This window comes from Pseudochelatococcus lubricantis (assembly GCF_011762225.1).
GTDB lineage: Bacteria > Pseudomonadota > Alphaproteobacteria > Rhizobiales > Beijerinckiaceae > Pseudochelatococcus > Pseudochelatococcus lubricantis.
In genome coordinates, this window is record NZ_JAASQI010000001.1 from 603,462 (window position 1) to 618,538 (window position 15,077).

General features: G+C 68.6%; 13 protein-coding genes. 7 read left to right on the top strand and 6 right to left on the bottom strand.

The genetic code is table 11. The features are described from left to right. Positions 1 to 22: 22 nt before the first annotated feature. Positions 23 to 895: a metallophosphoesterase gene (locus FHS82_RS02625; protein WP_166948388.1), complete on the top strand. Its 873-nt coding sequence runs from the start codon at positions 23 to 25 to the stop codon at positions 893 to 895. 209 nt (positions 896 to 1,104) lie between these two features. Continuing rightward, complete coding sequence (locus tag FHS82_RS02630; protein ID WP_166948390.1) at positions 1,105 to 1,698, top strand: SCO family protein; 594 nt, start codon at positions 1,105 to 1,107, stop codon at positions 1,696 to 1,698. Here the strand turns inward: FHS82_RS02630 and FHS82_RS02635 are convergent. Further along, positions 1,685 to 3,529: a glycosyltransferase gene (locus FHS82_RS02635; RefSeq protein WP_166948392.1), complete on the bottom strand. Its 1,845-nt coding sequence runs from the start codon at positions 3,527 to 3,529 to the stop codon at positions 1,685 to 1,687. The two genes, FHS82_RS02630 and FHS82_RS02635, sit on opposite strands and share 14 nt — an antisense overlap. 275 nt (positions 3,530 to 3,804) lie before the next feature. On the opposite strand from FHS82_RS02635, the gene FHS82_RS02640 reads away from it, so the two are divergent. After that, positions 3,805 to 4,545, top strand: a complete 741-nt coding sequence (locus FHS82_RS02640) for a transporter substrate-binding domain-containing protein (protein WP_246224981.1) — start codon at positions 3,805 to 3,807, stop codon at positions 4,543 to 4,545. Here the strand turns inward: FHS82_RS02640 and FHS82_RS02645 are convergent. After that, positions 4,539 to 4,814, bottom strand: coding sequence for a DUF6460 domain-containing protein (locus FHS82_RS02645; RefSeq protein WP_166948397.1), 276 nt, complete (start codon positions 4,812 to 4,814; stop codon positions 4,539 to 4,541). The two genes, FHS82_RS02640 and FHS82_RS02645, sit on opposite strands and share 7 nt — an antisense overlap. A 252-nt stretch (positions 4,815 to 5,066) precedes the next feature. Between FHS82_RS02645 and FHS82_RS02650 the strand changes: the two genes are divergently transcribed. Further along, complete coding sequence (locus FHS82_RS02650) at positions 5,067 to 6,056, top strand: alpha/beta hydrolase (RefSeq protein WP_166948399.1); 990 nt, start codon at positions 5,067 to 5,069, stop codon at positions 6,054 to 6,056. 18 nt (positions 6,057 to 6,074) lie between these two features. Here the strand turns inward: FHS82_RS02650 and FHS82_RS02655 are convergent, their stop codons facing one another. Together FHS82_RS02655 and FHS82_RS02660 are read right to left on the bottom strand one after the other, a co-directional pair. Then, positions 6,075 to 6,743 (bottom strand): response regulator, encoded by a 669-nt coding sequence (locus FHS82_RS02655; RefSeq protein WP_166948401.1) that lies wholly within the window; start codon positions 6,741 to 6,743, stop codon positions 6,075 to 6,077. A 235-nt stretch (positions 6,744 to 6,978) separates the two neighbouring features. Beyond that, complete coding sequence (locus tag FHS82_RS02660; RefSeq protein ID WP_166948403.1) at positions 6,979 to 8,868, bottom strand: coiled-coil domain-containing protein; 1,890 nt, start codon at positions 8,866 to 8,868, stop codon at positions 6,979 to 6,981. Between the two features lie 444 nt (positions 8,869 to 9,312). Between FHS82_RS02660 and guaB the strand changes: the two genes are divergently transcribed. The 3 genes from guaB to FHS82_RS02675 are packed head-to-tail and all read left to right on the top strand — an operon-like array spanning position 9,313 to position 12,667. After that, positions 9,313 to 10,806: an IMP dehydrogenase gene (gene guaB, locus FHS82_RS02665; RefSeq protein ID WP_166948405.1), complete on the top strand. Its 1,494-nt coding sequence runs from the start codon at positions 9,313 to 9,315 to the stop codon at positions 10,804 to 10,806. 19 nt (positions 10,807 to 10,825) lie between these two features. Beyond that, positions 10,826 to 12,157: an RsmB/NOP family class I SAM-dependent RNA methyltransferase gene (locus tag FHS82_RS02670; protein WP_166948407.1), complete on the top strand. Its 1,332-nt coding sequence runs from the start codon at positions 10,826 to 10,828 to the stop codon at positions 12,155 to 12,157. A 27-nt stretch (positions 12,158 to 12,184) separates the two neighbouring features. Beyond that, a complete protein-coding gene (locus FHS82_RS02675; protein WP_166948409.1) occupies positions 12,185 to 12,667 on the top strand; it encodes a shikimate kinase in 483 nt (160 codons plus the stop codon). 249 nt (positions 12,668 to 12,916) lie between these two features. On the opposite strand, the gene der is transcribed toward FHS82_RS02675, so the two are convergent. Then, positions 12,917 to 14,278, bottom strand: coding sequence for a ribosome biogenesis GTPase Der (der, locus tag FHS82_RS02680; RefSeq protein WP_166948411.1), 1,362 nt, complete (start codon positions 14,276 to 14,278; stop codon positions 12,917 to 12,919). A gap of 38 nt (positions 14,279 to 14,316) precedes the next feature. Next, the gene (locus FHS82_RS02685; protein WP_166948413.1) at positions 14,317 to 14,994 is read right to left on the bottom strand and encodes a tetratricopeptide repeat protein; all 678 of its coding nucleotides are present in this window, start codon (positions 14,992 to 14,994) and stop codon (positions 14,317 to 14,319) included. Positions 14,995 to 15,077 lie beyond the last annotated feature (83 nt).

The window sequence follows — 15,077 nt, forward strand, 5'->3', positions numbered from 1 at the left end:
CGTCGTTATACGTTCGGGTTCGATGACTCACACGCTCACTTTGACATTCTCCGTCGCGCCGGATGCGGAGATTTTCGCCATCGGCGACATCCATGGCCATGCGCCGCTGCTGGACGACCTGCTGGAGCGCATCGCGCGCACGCCGCGCCTGCCCGGCAAACGGCGCATCGTGGTTTTCCTCGGCGATCTCATCAACCGTGGGCCGCAGTCCATTGCCACGCTCGATCTCGCTGCCGCGGCGCGCGAGCGCGTGCAGGCGGACGAGGTCGTCGGCCTGTGGGGCAACCACGAGCAAATGCTGCGTCTCGCCATGCTGCCCGCGCACGATCCCCGCTGCATCAGCGCCCGGGCGCTGTGGATGCAGCACGGCGGCCCGGGCTTTCTGGCGGAACTCGGCATCGGCTCGCCCTTCGCGCTGGCCGATGCGCTGGGGGAACGGCGGCTGGCGTGGCTTGCCGGCCTGCGCCCGCATTTCCGATCGGGCAACGTGCTGTTCGTCCATGGCGGCGTCAACCCGCGCATCCCGCTCGCGGCGTTCCTGCTCGCGCCGGTCGAGGTTGACATCGCGAAGCTGGACTACGACCTGCACTGGGCCTGGATACGCTACACCTTCGCCCGTTTCGAGCCGCGGCAGGAGGGGCGGCGCGGCCATCAGGGCGTGTTCGTTGCGCACGGCCACCTGCAGGGCCATCTCGACGTCGTCACGCGCGCCGACGCGCAGCTCGCCCGCGACCGCATCAACCTCGACGGCGGCTCCTACAGCACGGGCCGCGCGCGCATGGCCCGCTTCGTCGATGACCGGCTGTCGCTGTTCGAGGCGGCGGTCACGGAAACCGGCATCCCGGGCAAGGGCTTCGATGCCGTGCCCGTCGACTGGATCGATACGGTGTCATAAGGCCGTGCGCCGCCATATGTCGCAGCGTGCGGACCTGCACAATCGCGTTATCCCGCTTGCGCGCGCCGTCGCCGGCGGCTACTCAGCGGCGAAGCGGAGCCGGGAGCGCCGACAGGCATCGCGCTCCGTCAAATAGACGGACCGGAAGGGCGATCCGACCGGAAATCGTCTTCATCTGGCGAACGACATGGGAGGTTCGGGATATGGCAATGGCAGGTGTGCGTCGGGCGCTGCCCCTGATCGTCTTTCTCGTCGGCCTGCTCATTCTCGGCAGCGCCATCCTGCTGCAGCTGCGCGGCGGCGCGGACGCACCGGCTCCCTCGGCGGTCGGCGGTGCGTTCACGATGACCGACCATAATGGCCGGCAGGTGACGGAGAAGGATTTCCTCGGCGCGCCAACCCTGGTCTTCTTCGGCTTCACCCATTGTCCCGACATCTGCCCCACGACGCTGTTCGAGGTGTCGGAGGTGCTGCGCGCGGCGGGAGACCGGGCGAACGGCGCGCACGTGCTGTTCGTCACCGTCGATCCGGAGCGCGATACGTCCGTGGTTCTCAAGGACTATCTCGCCAGCTTCGACGACCGCATCCTCGGCCTCAGCGGCGACCGCGCGCAGACCGACGCCATCATCAAGGCGTTCAAGGTCTACGCGAAGAAGGTGCCGACCGGCGACGCGCCGGAAGACTACACGATGGATCACACGGCAATCGTCTACCAGATGGACAAGCAGGGGCGCTTCGTCGGCGCGTTCAACCTGCAGCGCCCGCCTGAGGACGCCGCCAAGGAGCTGATCAGCCGCCTGTAAAGGGCGACGTGCGCCTGCGCGAGAGGCCGTGCCGTGTCTTGTGCCAGTGGTGGGGAGCGATGAGCAGTTCGAGCAACCCCCACCACGCGGCGAGCGACAGCATCAGGAGATAGACGGGCAGGAACGGCGTCACCCACAGCAGCCGCAGCCGGCGTTGGCGCCGGAGCCCGACGACCATCGGCAGCATCAGTGCCAGCAGGCCGCCTATCCAGACGGCGGACGAGAAGCCGAGGACGATGGCGTCCGGCCATGCCTGCGTCGTGCCGAACGCGCTCCATAGCATCCAGGCCGAGGCGGGCATGAACAGCGGCATGCCGAGCGCGCCGAGGACCGTGCCGAAGGTCAACGTCGAGGCAAGGATGAAGCCGGCAGGCCCGAGTTCGCGCCAGGCGGCGCGGGGATGGCGCGCATGGGTGATGCACACCTGCATCCACCCTTTCAGCCACCGCGCGCGCTGCCTTATCCAGGCGCCGGCCGTGATCGGCGCCTCCTCCCGCGTGGCGGAGGGCAGGTCCATGACGCGCCACCCGAAGCGCGCCAGACGGATGCCGAGGTCCGCGTCTTCCGTGACGTTCCAGGCGTCCCAGCCGCCGATCCGGCGCAGGACCGCCGTGCGCAGATGGTTGGAGGTGCCGCCGAGCAGCACTGGCAGCCGCCCGGCCGCGAGGCCCGGATTGACGGCGTCGAACAAGGCGGCGTATTCGGCCGCGAACAGGCTCGGCAGCAGGCCGTCGCGCGGGTTGTCTATCACAAGGTGTGCCTGCAGGCAGGCGGCGTCCGGAAAGGCGCGGAACAGGGTCGCCGCGAGCCTGAGCTGGCGCGGGTCGGGGATGTCTTCCGCGTCGTAGACCACGACATGCCTGCCGCGCGCGGTCGCCAGCGCCATGTTGAGGGCGCGGGGCTTCGTGCGCGGACGGCCCGCGGGCGCGACGAGAACCCGGAGGTGGGGCGGCGGCTCGCAGGCCTCGATCGCCTCGCGCGTCTGCGTATCGTCTTCCTCCAGCACGAGATTGATGTCGAGCTTGGCGGGTGGATAGTCGAGCGAGCGCAGCGCGTGCAGAAGCTGCGGCACCACCTGCGTCTCGCGGTAGAGCGCCACGATGACCGTGTAGACGGGGAGTTCCGCGTCCGCGAGCAGCGGCGGCAGCAGCGTTCGCGCCGTCCATTGCGGCCTCTCCAGGCAACAGGCGATCCGCTGCATTTCCATCGCCAGAAAGACGACGGCAGCGGCCAGCATCAGCCCCTGCAGGACGGAAACGGGGAAGAGTGCCATCCCGGTCAGCAACAGGCCGGCGCACACCAGCAGGCCGGCGCGCTGGCGCCGGACGAGGCCGTGGAAGACGGAGAACTGGGGCATGCGCGCCGCCAACCCGCCGGAAATCTCGCTGGCGATCTCGCGCTGGAAGCGGCCGCTGGCGAGCCGGGCGAGGCGGCGTGGCGTGGTGAGCGCGAATCCCCGGCCGCTCAGCCGGTAGCGGTGCTGGAACAGCATGCGGATGGCCCGCCCGTCCGGCGCGATGGCGTAGCGAAGCCCGTGGCGGTTCGGCGCGAGCGGCAGCGCGCCGGCGTGCAGCGCCTCCGGATAGTGGGCATCGGCCCCCAGCTGCACCTCTTCCGGCAGGAAGGGCAGGCCGAGTTCGCGCGCGAGGGCGCGGTAGAGCGCTTCCTCAGGCATGAGTTCGAGCGCAAGCACCGCTTCGGATGCCGGTACCTGCCAATGGCGCGCCCACCGCGCGGCATCGCCGAGGAGGGCGGGAGGAATGCCGTGGCTGGCGAGAAACGCGATGTCGGCAGGAATATCGCCCGGTGGCCGCGCCTGTTCCCCGCTCATCGCGGGCCGCCTGACCGCACGACGGCGGGCGGCGGGAGACGGCCGGGCGGGCCGCCGGGGCAGGCGCGTTTTATCGTCGGGTCAGGCGTCAACATCGGTTTCCACGGTTATGCATTCGATATAAGATCGTCGGCGCAATGCGGCATTCATTTATCTTTTTGCGACAGATATGTCATGTTTCAGCTTTGCTGTTTGCGGCAGCATGGCTTGGCCTGTGCGCGCGCGCCGATGCGGCGACCGTGACGGTTCCCGGTTTCTGGGGCGCGGAGGCACGGATGCAGAAGCCGGATCTGCTCGGGGCGCGCGTCGTCCGCTTCCTCACGGACGACGAATTTCCGCCGTTGCATTTCACTGGCCCGGGCGGCCAGCCGACCGGCTTTTCGGTGGAGCTGGCGCGGGCCGCCTGCGCGCTGCTTGAGCTGAGCTGCACGATCCAGGTGCGCCGCTTCGACACGCTACTCGATTCGCTGGCCGACCGCCGCGGCGATGTCGTGGCCGCCGCCATCCCGATCCGCCCGGCGCTACATGAGCGCTTCAGCGTCACCGCGTCTTATCACCGCACGCCTGCGCGCTTCGTCACACGCCGCCCTGCAGTTGCAGAAGGGCCGGCGGACGGGCCACTGCAGGCGGCGGTGCTTACCGGGCGCAAGGTCGCGGTGGTGCGGGAGACGGCGCACGAGGCTTATCTCGCCGCCTTCTTCCCGCAGGCGGCGCGCGTGCCGTTCGCCAGCCTGCAGGCGGCGCAGGCGGCACTGAAGGCGGGGGATGTCGACTACCTGTTCGCGGACGGCATGTCGCTGGCCCTGTGGCTCAACGGCGCGGCGGCGGGCGACTGCTGCATTTTCGCCGGCGGCCCCTATCTGGAGAGCCGCTTTTTCGGCGAGGGTGTCGGCTTCATCGTGCGAAACGACGACACCGTATTGCGCGATGCACTGGATTACGCGCTACGAAAGCTGTGGGAAAACGGCACGTATACCGAAATCTACCTGCGCCATTTTCCCGTCAGCTTCTATTGACCGGAGCCGCTGCGCAGGATGCGCAGCAGCAGCCACACCGGCACCACGATCATGGCACCGTAGCCGATCCAGATGCCCACGTTGCGCAGGCTGGCGAAGCCCTCGTCGATCAACTGGCGCACCAGCGAGGTGATGCCCTCGTAAAGGTCGACCGGCGACACGCCCCACCACGACATCACCGCGCCGACGATCAGCGACAGGAACAGCAGCCGGATGAGGACACCGCCGGGCGAGCCGCCAAGGAAGCGGTTCAGGGAACCATTTGACATCACATTCTCTCCGTCGGACGGGCCTGTCGTCGGCTTCGGGGCTGGTTGCCCCGTTTTGTCATAATTCGGCAGCACGGCATACCTTAAAGCGGAAGAAAAATCGGACGGTCTCCGGCCGCAGCCGGCGTGTGCGGTTTCGCGCTGGCCGGGCACGCCGGGCTATCATAACGTTGTATTCGAATCACGCGATATCAAGCGACGCATTTCAAGCTCCCGGCGCCGCCGGCGCCGGCAGGCAACACGGGGGAAACGATGACCGGGGCTGTGCCATGCCAACTGCCCGCGCTCGATGCGGCGCTGTTCGATTCCGAGCGGATCGACGCGGAGACGAGGAAGCTGAACACGGCGATCGTCGACCTGATCAACGCCGCGCCCGACCAGTGGAGCCTGCCGCCGCAGGAGGTGCGCGACCTGCGCGCGCAGGGACGGGGGGCGTTTCCCGCGCCGATCCTGAGTCCGCGTGCCCGCACCGTCGAGATCCCGGGCCCGCGCGGCGCCATTCCGCTGCGCATCGTGGAGCCGCGCGATAGCGCGCGCGGCGCCTTCCTGCACATTCACGGCGGCGGATGGACGTTCGGCACCGCCGACGGGCAGGATGCGCGGCTGGAACGCTTCGCCGACAACCTCGGGCTCGTCGCCATCTCTGTGGAATACAGGCTCGCTCCCGAACATCCCTATCCGGCCGGTCCCGACGACTGCGAGGCGGCGGCGCTCTGGCTCGCGCGCGAGGGTGCGGCCCTCTTCGGCGCCGAGCGGCTGTTCATCGGCGGCGAATCGGCGGGCGCGCACCTGTCGCTCGTCACGCTGCTGCGGCTGCGCGACAGGCATGGGCTGTCGCCCTTCAGTGGCGCCGTCCTCACGGCGGGCTGCTTCGACCTCGGCCTCACGCCGAGCGTGCGGCACTGGGGCGAGGAAAAGCTGGTGCTCAACACCCGCGATATCGAAAAGTTCGTGGAAAGCTACCTCGGCGGACCGGAACTCGGCGGACACGACCCGCGCCACCCGGACATCTCTCCTCTTTATGCCGACCTGTCCGGCCTGCCGCCAGCGCACCTGATCGTGGGCACCCGCGATCCGCTGGTCGACGACACGCTCTTCCTGCACACGCGCTGGGTCGCGGCCGGCAACCGGGCCGAACTCGCCGTGTGGACGGGCGGCGCGCATGTCTTCGTCGTCTTCCCCGGCACGCTTGCGGACAGGGCGCTGGCGCGCTCCGAGGCGTTCCTCGCGACTTTCCTGTAGCGGAGAGGTGTCCGCCGGTCAGGCGGCGCTCGTCGAGCCCGCGGCGGAGGCGATGCGCGCGGCGGCGATCACCGCCTGCGTGCGGCTTTCGACGCCGAGCTTCTGCAGGATCGCGGAGACGTGCGCCTTGACGGTCGCCTCCGAGACCATGAGTTCGTAGGCGATCTGCTTGTTCAGCAGGCCTTCCGAGAGCATCATCAGCACCCGCACCTGCTGGGGCGTGAGGCTGGAGAGCCGGCGTACGAGTTCGTTCGTCTCGCGGTCCGGCGGCTGCGAGAGATCGACGTCGGGCGGCGTCCATGTCTGGCCGGCGAGGATGGCCTGCAGCGCCTCGCCCATGGTACGCACGTCGAGCGACTTCGGAATGAAGCCCGAGGCACCGAAGTCGATCGAACGGCGGATGACGGCCGGATCGTCGTTGGCGGAAACGATGGCGACCGGCACGTCGGGATATTGCGCGCGCAGGTATATGAGCCCGGAGAAGCCCTGCACGTCGGGCATGGTGAGGTCGAGCAGCGCGAGATCCACGGGCCCGCTGTGCGCCAGGGCATCGAGGAGCGCCTCGAAGGTGCCGCTTTCGGAGATCGCCACGTTGGAGACGACGGCTTCCACCGCCTGACGCAGGGCGCCCCGGAACAATGGATGATCGTCCGCTATGACGATCCGTGCCGATGATCCAGCACTCAAGGACCTTCCCCCGATATGTTTATGGTTATGCCTTCCACGGAAAAGCCGACAATCTTGCGAACGACGGCGTCCCCCCGCGACGATGGCTTGTGCAAGGCCGTGCGCCCATTGTCGAGAACTATATTAAATTATTAGCAGAGATGTCGATGACAGAAGCATGATCGGCGTCAATTCGTTGCCGGACAACCATGTCGGCGGCGTCGGGGCCGGTCGTCCGCCGTGCCTGCCCGCGTGTTCACGACAGGCGCGCGGCGCCATGCATGAGCGCTGCGCTGATCTGCGCGGCGCCAGTGGCCGCGATGAGCGCTCCGAGGCCGATCATCAGCGAGCGCCGCCGCGAGGCCGTCGCAGCATCGTCGGAGGCGGCATCACCGCCCTCGGCGCCCTGGCTGCGCGTCTCGTCCGCGCCCGCCATGGCCGCGCGCCGGGCGGCGGCGATGAAGCTCGCGGTGAAGCCCACGTTCTCGGTCAAGCCCGTCGTCTCGCGCGCCAGCAGGTTCTCGGGGCCGTCCGCGGGCGGCGTTTCCGGCCCGGGCCCTCCAGTGGCGCCGGCGCGGGCAAGCGCCTGCGCGGCGCGGCGCTCCGGCTCCTCAGTGCCCTTGCCGCGCAGCCCGCGCGCGCGCAGATCTTCTTCGAGCAGTGCGAGCCGGTCGACGATGCGTTCCAACGTGCTGTGCACGGCGTCCAGCGTATCCGACGCACGCAACTCCCGCTCCCGCAGTTCCCGCGTGCGCTGGTCGGGCGCGTCGTCCCGGGCGGAGAGGGCGGCGAGCGCCTCCCGTGCCGCGACGCGGGCCATGCGCTCCAGCGAGGCGTCGTCGGCCTGCGGCAGCCCGCGCAATTGCGCCGACAGCGCGCCGATGCTGGTCTCCAGCGCTTGCAGCCGCCCGTCGTGGACGGGCTGCGCGCCGTCTGCGGCGGTGCTCTCCCGCGTGTGGCGGGCGACGTCGTCGAGGCGCTGGGCGAGATGGCTGATCTGTTCGGCCAGCCTGTCGACCACGCCCGTCGAGGTGGCGTCGTGCAGTTCCCGCTCGCCGCCGTTGTCGGGGGCGCCGGCGAGGTGCAGACGCTCGACGTTTTCCGAGAGGCTGCGCACCATGTCCTCGATGCGTGCCAGTTCCAGCGGCGGGCGATCCTCTTCCAGCCGGGAATCGATACGGTCGAGCCGCGCCAGCACTTCGCCCAGCTCCGGCTGCTGCAACGCCTCGGTCGCCGGGCGCAGCGCCGCGTCCAGCTTGCGCGACAGCCCTTCGAGCCGCTCGATGATGGCCTGCTGCGGGGCGCCGTCGTCCTCGCCCGCCTCAAGCCGCGCCAGTTCGACCTGCCGCGAGCGGATGTCGACGATGGCGCGGGCCAGCCGATCCTCAACCTCGATCTGCCCGGCCTCGGGCGTCGCGTCGCGTGTGTCGCGGCCTTCCTGCAACTGGCGCAGGATGTCGTGCATCTGGTGCGCGAGGCGCAGCTCCATGGCGGCGATTGCCTGCGTCTGCTGAAGGGCGGCCTCCTGCAGGGGCGCGGTGACGTCCTTCGGCAGATGCTCCAGCCGATGCGCCGTCTGCTGCTCGATGCGCCGGATGCGCTTCGCGACGGCAGCCAGCGTGCGCGTGAGTTCCGCTGTCGCCTGTTCCTGCTGCGTGGCGGCGCGGACAGCGTCCTCCCGCCGCCGTTCCTCGGCGTTCGCCATATAGCGGGCAAGGCCGGTGAGCGCCTCTGCGAGGCGCGTTGCCTGCTCGCGGCTGCGCTGCTCGCTGCGGGCGGCGATGTCCCGCAGCAGCCGCTCGATGGCGGAGGCGGGGAAAGCCTGCTGTATTCCTGGGTGCGGCGGTGCCTGCGGCGTGTCATGTCGCGCGGTGTCCCGCCGGGCGAGGCGCGAGAGATGGGCGGCGATCTCGGCCCAGCGCTCGTCCCGCGGGTTCGGCCGGTCCGCCGGGCGGGCTGCCTGCTGCATGTCGGCCTGCTGCGTGATGACGAGGCTGAGCCATTCGCCGATGGTCATGCCGGAGCGGCGCGCGGCTTCCTTCACCGCCTCGCGCACCGGCGGGGCGATGCCCTTGACGCTCCAGGACTGTTGCGAAGACTGCTGCTGCGCGGATTGCGGCGTGGCGTGCTGTGCTTGGCTCGTCATGATCCGGCGTCATCCAGTTCCTGCATCGGGGTGCACCCGTCCTCGCCGGCGGGTTGGCCGGCGCGCGTGTCGATCCGGCTGGACCGGCCCATGTTCCGAAGCCCGCGCCGCGATCCCGAATCGCGGAAAACGTCGGTCCCCGTAACCGGTTCTCCACCGTCTGACTTTTTGCCGCTCACGGTAAACAGACGGTTAAGCCGGCTGCCTTTTCCACGCCCGGGGGCGGGCATCGTCACAACGGTGTTGCCGCGCCGCCGCTATGCACTTGGGGGATGGCAGCATCGGAAAAATCGCGACTCGACGCTGCCCCGAAAAACGTGGTAAACGTCAGCGCCAACCCAGCTTCCGCCTGATCGGCGTCCGGCTTCCCTCGGTACGCTGTCCGCCCGGCACAGGTGCCGGCCTCGCGGTCATGCTGAACCATACGAATCAGAAAGGTTGGCGATGCCGGCTATCCGCGAAAAGACCATCCGTGAGGCTTTGACCTTCGACGACGTGCTCCTGCAGCCGGGGCATTCAGAGGTGATGCCGGGGCAGGTCGACCTGAGGACGGCGCTGACCCGTTCCATCTCGCTCAACCTGCCGATCATCGCTTCCGCCATGGATACGGTGACGGAGGCGCGCATGGCCATCGCCATGGCGCAAAGCGGCGGGCTCGGCGTCATCCACCGCAATCTCACGCCCGAACTGCAGGCCGATCAGGTCCGCCTCGTCAAGAAATACGAATCCGGCATGGTGGTGAACCCGGTCACCATCCACCCGGATGAGACGCTCTCCGATGCGTTGACGCTGATGAAGACGCATGCCATCTCCGGCATTCCCGTGGTGGAGCGGGGCGCGGGCGGCCACAACGGCAAGCTCGTCGGCATCCTTACCAACCGCGACGTGCGCTTCGCCACCAGCCCGGAACAGCGCGTATCGGAACTGATGACCAAGGACCGGCTGATCACCGTGCGCGAGGGTGTGGGGCAGGAGGAGGCCAAGCGGCTCCTGCATCAGTTCCGCATCGAGAAGCTGATTGTCGTTGACAGCCACTATCGCTGCATCGGCCTCATCACCGTCAAGGACATCGAGAAGCAGGTCGCCTATCCCAGCGCGGCCAAGGACGACCAGGGCCGGCTGCGCGTCGCCGCCGCGACCACGACCGGCGACGAAGGTTTCCTGCGTTGCGAGATGCTGATCGACGCGGGCTGCGACCTGCTCGTCGTGGACACCGCCCACGGCCATTCCCAGCGCGTGCTCGACACTGTCGCCAAGGTCAAGAAGCTGTCGAACGCCGTGCAGGTAATCGCCGGCAACGTCGCCACCGCCGCCGGTACGCAGGCGCTGATCGACGCGGGGGCGGATGCCGTCAAGATCGGCATCGGGCCGGGCTCCATCTGCACCACCCGTATCGTGGCGGGTGTGGGGGTGCCGCAGCTCACCGCCATCATGGACTCGGCCGAGGTGGCGCATGCGGCGGGTATCCCGATCATCGCCGACGGCGGCATCAAGGTCTCGGGCGATCTCGCCAAGGCGTTGGCGGCTGGCGCATCCACGGCCATGGTCGGCTCGCTGCTTGCCGGCACGGACGAGACGCCCGGCGAGGTTTTCCTGTGGCAGGGCCGTTCCTACAAGTCCTATCGCGGCATGGGATCGGTCGGCGCGATGTCGCGCGGTTCCGCCGACCGCTACTTCCAGCAGGACATCAAGGATACGCTGAAGCTCGTGCCCGAGGGCATCGAGGGGCAGGTCGCCTACAAGGGCAGCGTCGCGGCCGTGCTGCACCAGCTCGCCGGCGGCCTGCGGGCGGCTATGGGCTATGTCGGGGCGCGCACCGTCCCCGAGCTGCAGGAAAAGGCGGAGTTCGTACGGATCACCAACGCGGGCCTGCGCGAGAGCCACGTTCATGACGTGACCATCACCCGCGAGAGCCCCAACTATCCGACCCGCGGCTGACGCGGACGGGAACCGGACCATGACACCTGCCGCGCGCGTTTCCGCCGCCATCGCGATTCTGGCGGACCTTGAGGTCCGCCGCCGCCCCGTCAACGATGCGTTGCGCGAGTGGGGGCAAACCCACCGCTTCGCCGGATCGAGGGACCGTGCGGCCGTGGCCACGCTCGTCTACGACGCCTTGCGGCGGCGCGCGTCGGCCGCGTCCCTGCTTGGCGGCGACAGCCCGCGCGCCGTGGTGCTCGGCATGTTGCGTCTCGGGCGCGGCCTTGAGGCGGATGACATAGCCCGCCTGTTCTCCGGCGAGCGCTTCGCACCCGAGGCGCTGACCGCCGACGAGCGCGGGCGGCTCGAAGCACCGCCGCCCGACATGTCGGCCCCGGCGGCCGGCGACTTTCCCGACTGGCTGGAGGAGCCGCTCACGCGGGCATTCGGCGACGACCTGATCGCGGAAATGCAGGCGCTCGCCGACCGCGCGCCCATCGACATCCGCGTCAACACGCTGAAAACCTCGCGCGAGGCGCTGGCGGAAGCGCTGGCGCACCTTTCCCCCCAGACGACGCCCCTGGCGCCCGACGGGCTGCGCTTTCACGTCGACGCCGATGGCCGTGGCCCGGCGCTGCAGGCGGAGCCGGAGTTCATCCAGGGCCTGTTCGAAGTGCAGGACGAGGGCTCGCAGCTCGCGAGCCGCCTGACGCTGGCAGCGCCCGGCGAACAGGTCATCGACCTCTGCGCCGGCGCGGGCGGCAAGACGCTGGCGTTGGCGGCGCAGATGGACAACCGTGGCCAGATCTATGCCACCGACATCGACGCCCAGCGCCTCGCGGCCATCCATGCGCGGCTTGAGCGTTCCGGCGCGCGCAACGTGCAGTTGCGGGTGCCGCGCGGACGCTACGACCCGGTGCGCCGCCCCGAAGTTGCCGATCCGCTGGCCGATCTTGCCGCCTCCGCCGATCTCGTGCTGGTCGACGCGCCCTGCACCGGCACGGGCACATGGCGGCGCAATCCTGACGCCAAATGGCGGCTGCGCCCCGGCGCGCTGAAGGAGCGCATGAACGATCAGGCTGTCGTGCTCGACCGTGCGGCCGGGCTGGTGAAGCCGGGCGGCCGCATCGCCTATGTCACCTGCTCGCTGCTGCCGGCGGAAAACGACGACGCCATCACGGCTTTTCTGGAGCGCCATGACGAATTTTCGATTCTGTCAGCGGAAGATGTCTGCCGGCAGGCCGGATTGCCGGACCTCGCGCCATGCGCAACCGCGGCTGGCGGCCTGCTGCTGACACCGCACAGGACGGAGACGGACGGATTTTACGTGGCGGTGCTGAGCAACGGCACAACCGGCGCCGCAGGGTAGGGCGGCATGCCGGCGGTAGCCAAGTGAATGGTCAAGCGGGCTATCTTCCTGACGGGGCCGATCGGCGCGGGCAAGACCACGCTGGGACGCGCGCTCGCGCAGGCGCTGGGCGGCTCCTTCATCGACGGCGACGACTATGCATTGTCGGGCCGGCCCTGGTACGCCTCAAGCCTGCGCACGAGCCGGGCGATCGTCAAGGCCGCCACGGCGGAACTGATACGTGGCGACCACGTCGTGATCGCGTATCCGCTACGCTGTATCAACTGGATTTATTACCGCCGGTGCTTCGCCGATGCGGGTGTGGTGCTGTCGGTCATCAATCTGCGGGCAACCTGCGCGCAGATCGTCCATCCCGCGCGCGGGCGAAGTTTCGATGCGAGCGAACGGCGGCGTATCGCGGAGATGATCAGCGAAGGTTATGGCGAGCGCACCTTTGCAGACGCTACGGTCGATACGGGAAGTCTGCAGCCGGCGGCGGCGCTGGAGGCGCTCGTCGCCGCCATCCGTTGACGCCCTGTCGCAGCGCGTGAGCCGCCACGCGGCGGATGCCGCCCGGTTCTCGCCCTACTACTCGCCGGGACGCACGTGCGCGGATCGCCGTCCAGCTTCGTCGCCGCGTAACCCATCGCGAGAATGACGAGACAAGCGACAATCCAGATATCCGTTATCTCAGGCTTCCCGCAGCGGTGAGCTTGCTTCGTTCGTTATGGACGATTGCCATATTGTCGGCGTCTGAAGCGATTGGCGCACAGCACTATATCACTTCTTCCTGTCGTACGGATTGTCCCCTGAGCGCAGCGCCAGTCTGATGGGGGTGCCCTTGAGGCCGAAGGTTTCGCGCAGGCCGTTGACGAGGTAGCGCGTGTAGGAGCGCGGCAGTTCGCCGAGCTGGTTGCCGAACAGGGCGAAATGCGGCGGACGGCTCTTTACCTGCGTGATGTAGCGGATCTTGATGCGCCGGCCGGAGACGGCCGGCGGCGGGTGGCCTTCCAGCATGTCGGCGAGCCATTTGTTGAGGCGCGCGGTGGAAATGCGCTCGTTCCAGATGCGGTAGGCGTCCATCACCGCTTCCATCAACGGGTCGATACCCCGTCCCGTGAGGCCGGAGAGCGGGATGATCGACACGCCCCTGACCTGCGCCAAAAGGCGGGCGGCTTCCTCGCGCAGTTCCTTCAGCAGGCCGTGCTGGTCGGAGACGAGGTCCCACTTGTTGAGGCCGATGATGACCGCGCGGCCTTCCTTTTCGATCAGGTCCACGATAGTCAGGTCCTGCTTCTCGAACGGAATGGTGGCGTCGAGCAGGACGACCACCACCTCGGCGAAACGAATGGCGCGCAACCCGTCGGCGACTGACAGTTTCTCCAGTTTGTCATCGATGCGCGCGCGCTTGCGCATGCCCGCCGTGTCGTAGAGCTTGATGTCATGGCCGCGCCATTGCCAGTCGAGCGCGATGGAATCGCGCGTGATCCCCGCCTCCGGGCCGGTCAGCAGGCGTTCCTCGCCGATCATCTGGTTGATCAGCGTGGACTTGCCGGCATTCGGCCGCCCGCAGATGGCGATCCTGAGCGGCCGGCGCAGGTTGCCCTGTTCGTCGGGGCCGTTCTCCTCCTCCGCCTCGTCGTCGGGGTCGGGAAAATAGGGCATCAGCGCTTCGAGCAGGTCGGCCGTGCCCTCGCCGTGTTCGGCGGAAAAGGGGACTGGGTCGCCGAGGCCGAGCGAAAACGCCTCATAGGCGCCGTCGAGGCCGATCTTGCCCTCCGCCTTGTTCGCGATGAGGATGACCGGCTTGCCGGAGCGGCGCACCAGCTCCGCGAACTGTCTGTCGGCGGGGGTGACGCCGACGCGCGCGTCGATCACGAACAGGACGATGTCGCTGTCAGCGATCGCTGTTTCCGTCTGCTGGCGCATGCGTCCCGCGAGCGTGCCGTCATCCGCCTCCTCAAGCCCTGCCGTGTCGAACACCGGGAAGGTGAGATGGCCGAGCGTCGCCTCGCCCTCCCGCCTGTCGCGCGTGACGCCGGGCCGGTCGTCGACGAGTGCGAGCTTGCGCCCCACCAGCCGGTTGAAGAGCGTCGACTTGCCGACGTTGGGACGGCCGATGATGGCGACCGTGGGGGTCATGGATGCTCCGGACAAAACAGAATATTTCCAAAAATCAATCAGTTGGTGGTTTCGCTGCCGGTGGCCGACGGGCCGCCCGCGACGAGTGCCAGATAAATCTCCTGCACGCGCTGGCGCACGCCCTGCGTCGCGGCCGGGTCGGTCAGAATCTGGTCGAACCAGCGTCCTGCGTCTTCCAGCTTGCCGGCACGCAGCGCCACGAGGCCAAGCGTCTCCAGCGCCGTCAGCCGCCAGGGCTGGCCGGGTGCCGCGAGCGGCTGCAGCGCAGCCTGCGCCTCATCCGGCGAGAGCTTGTCGATCTGCAGCAGGGTGGCGCGCAGCCGGGCGAGATCGCGCCACACAGCATCGACCTTGCCATCGTCCGCGATGGCCGTAAAGGCGGCGGCACCCGCCGCCGGGTCTTTCGCGCCGGTGATGGCGGCAAGGCGCAGGCGCGCCAGTAGCTGGTAGCCCGCCGGTCCGTCCGCGGCGATGGTGGAAAGGGCATGCTCCGCGTCCGCTGTCTTGCCCTCGCGCGCCGCCTGCAAGGCTTCCTCGAAGCGCGCGCCGGTGTCCTCGGCGGATTGCCTGTCGAACCAGCGCCACGCCTGCCAGCCGCCCACACCCACGACGACCAGCACCACAACGGCGATCAGGAGCGGGGCCACCCGACGGAAAAGCTGCGAATAGCGATCGCGGCGCAGGTCTTCATCGATTTCGCGGAAAATGTCGGTCATTGGCCTAACTGTGATGGGCAACGGTGGCCCGGCTGCGCCGGCGCGGGCGGGAAGGATGAAGCCGGACCATTATCACAGCCCTG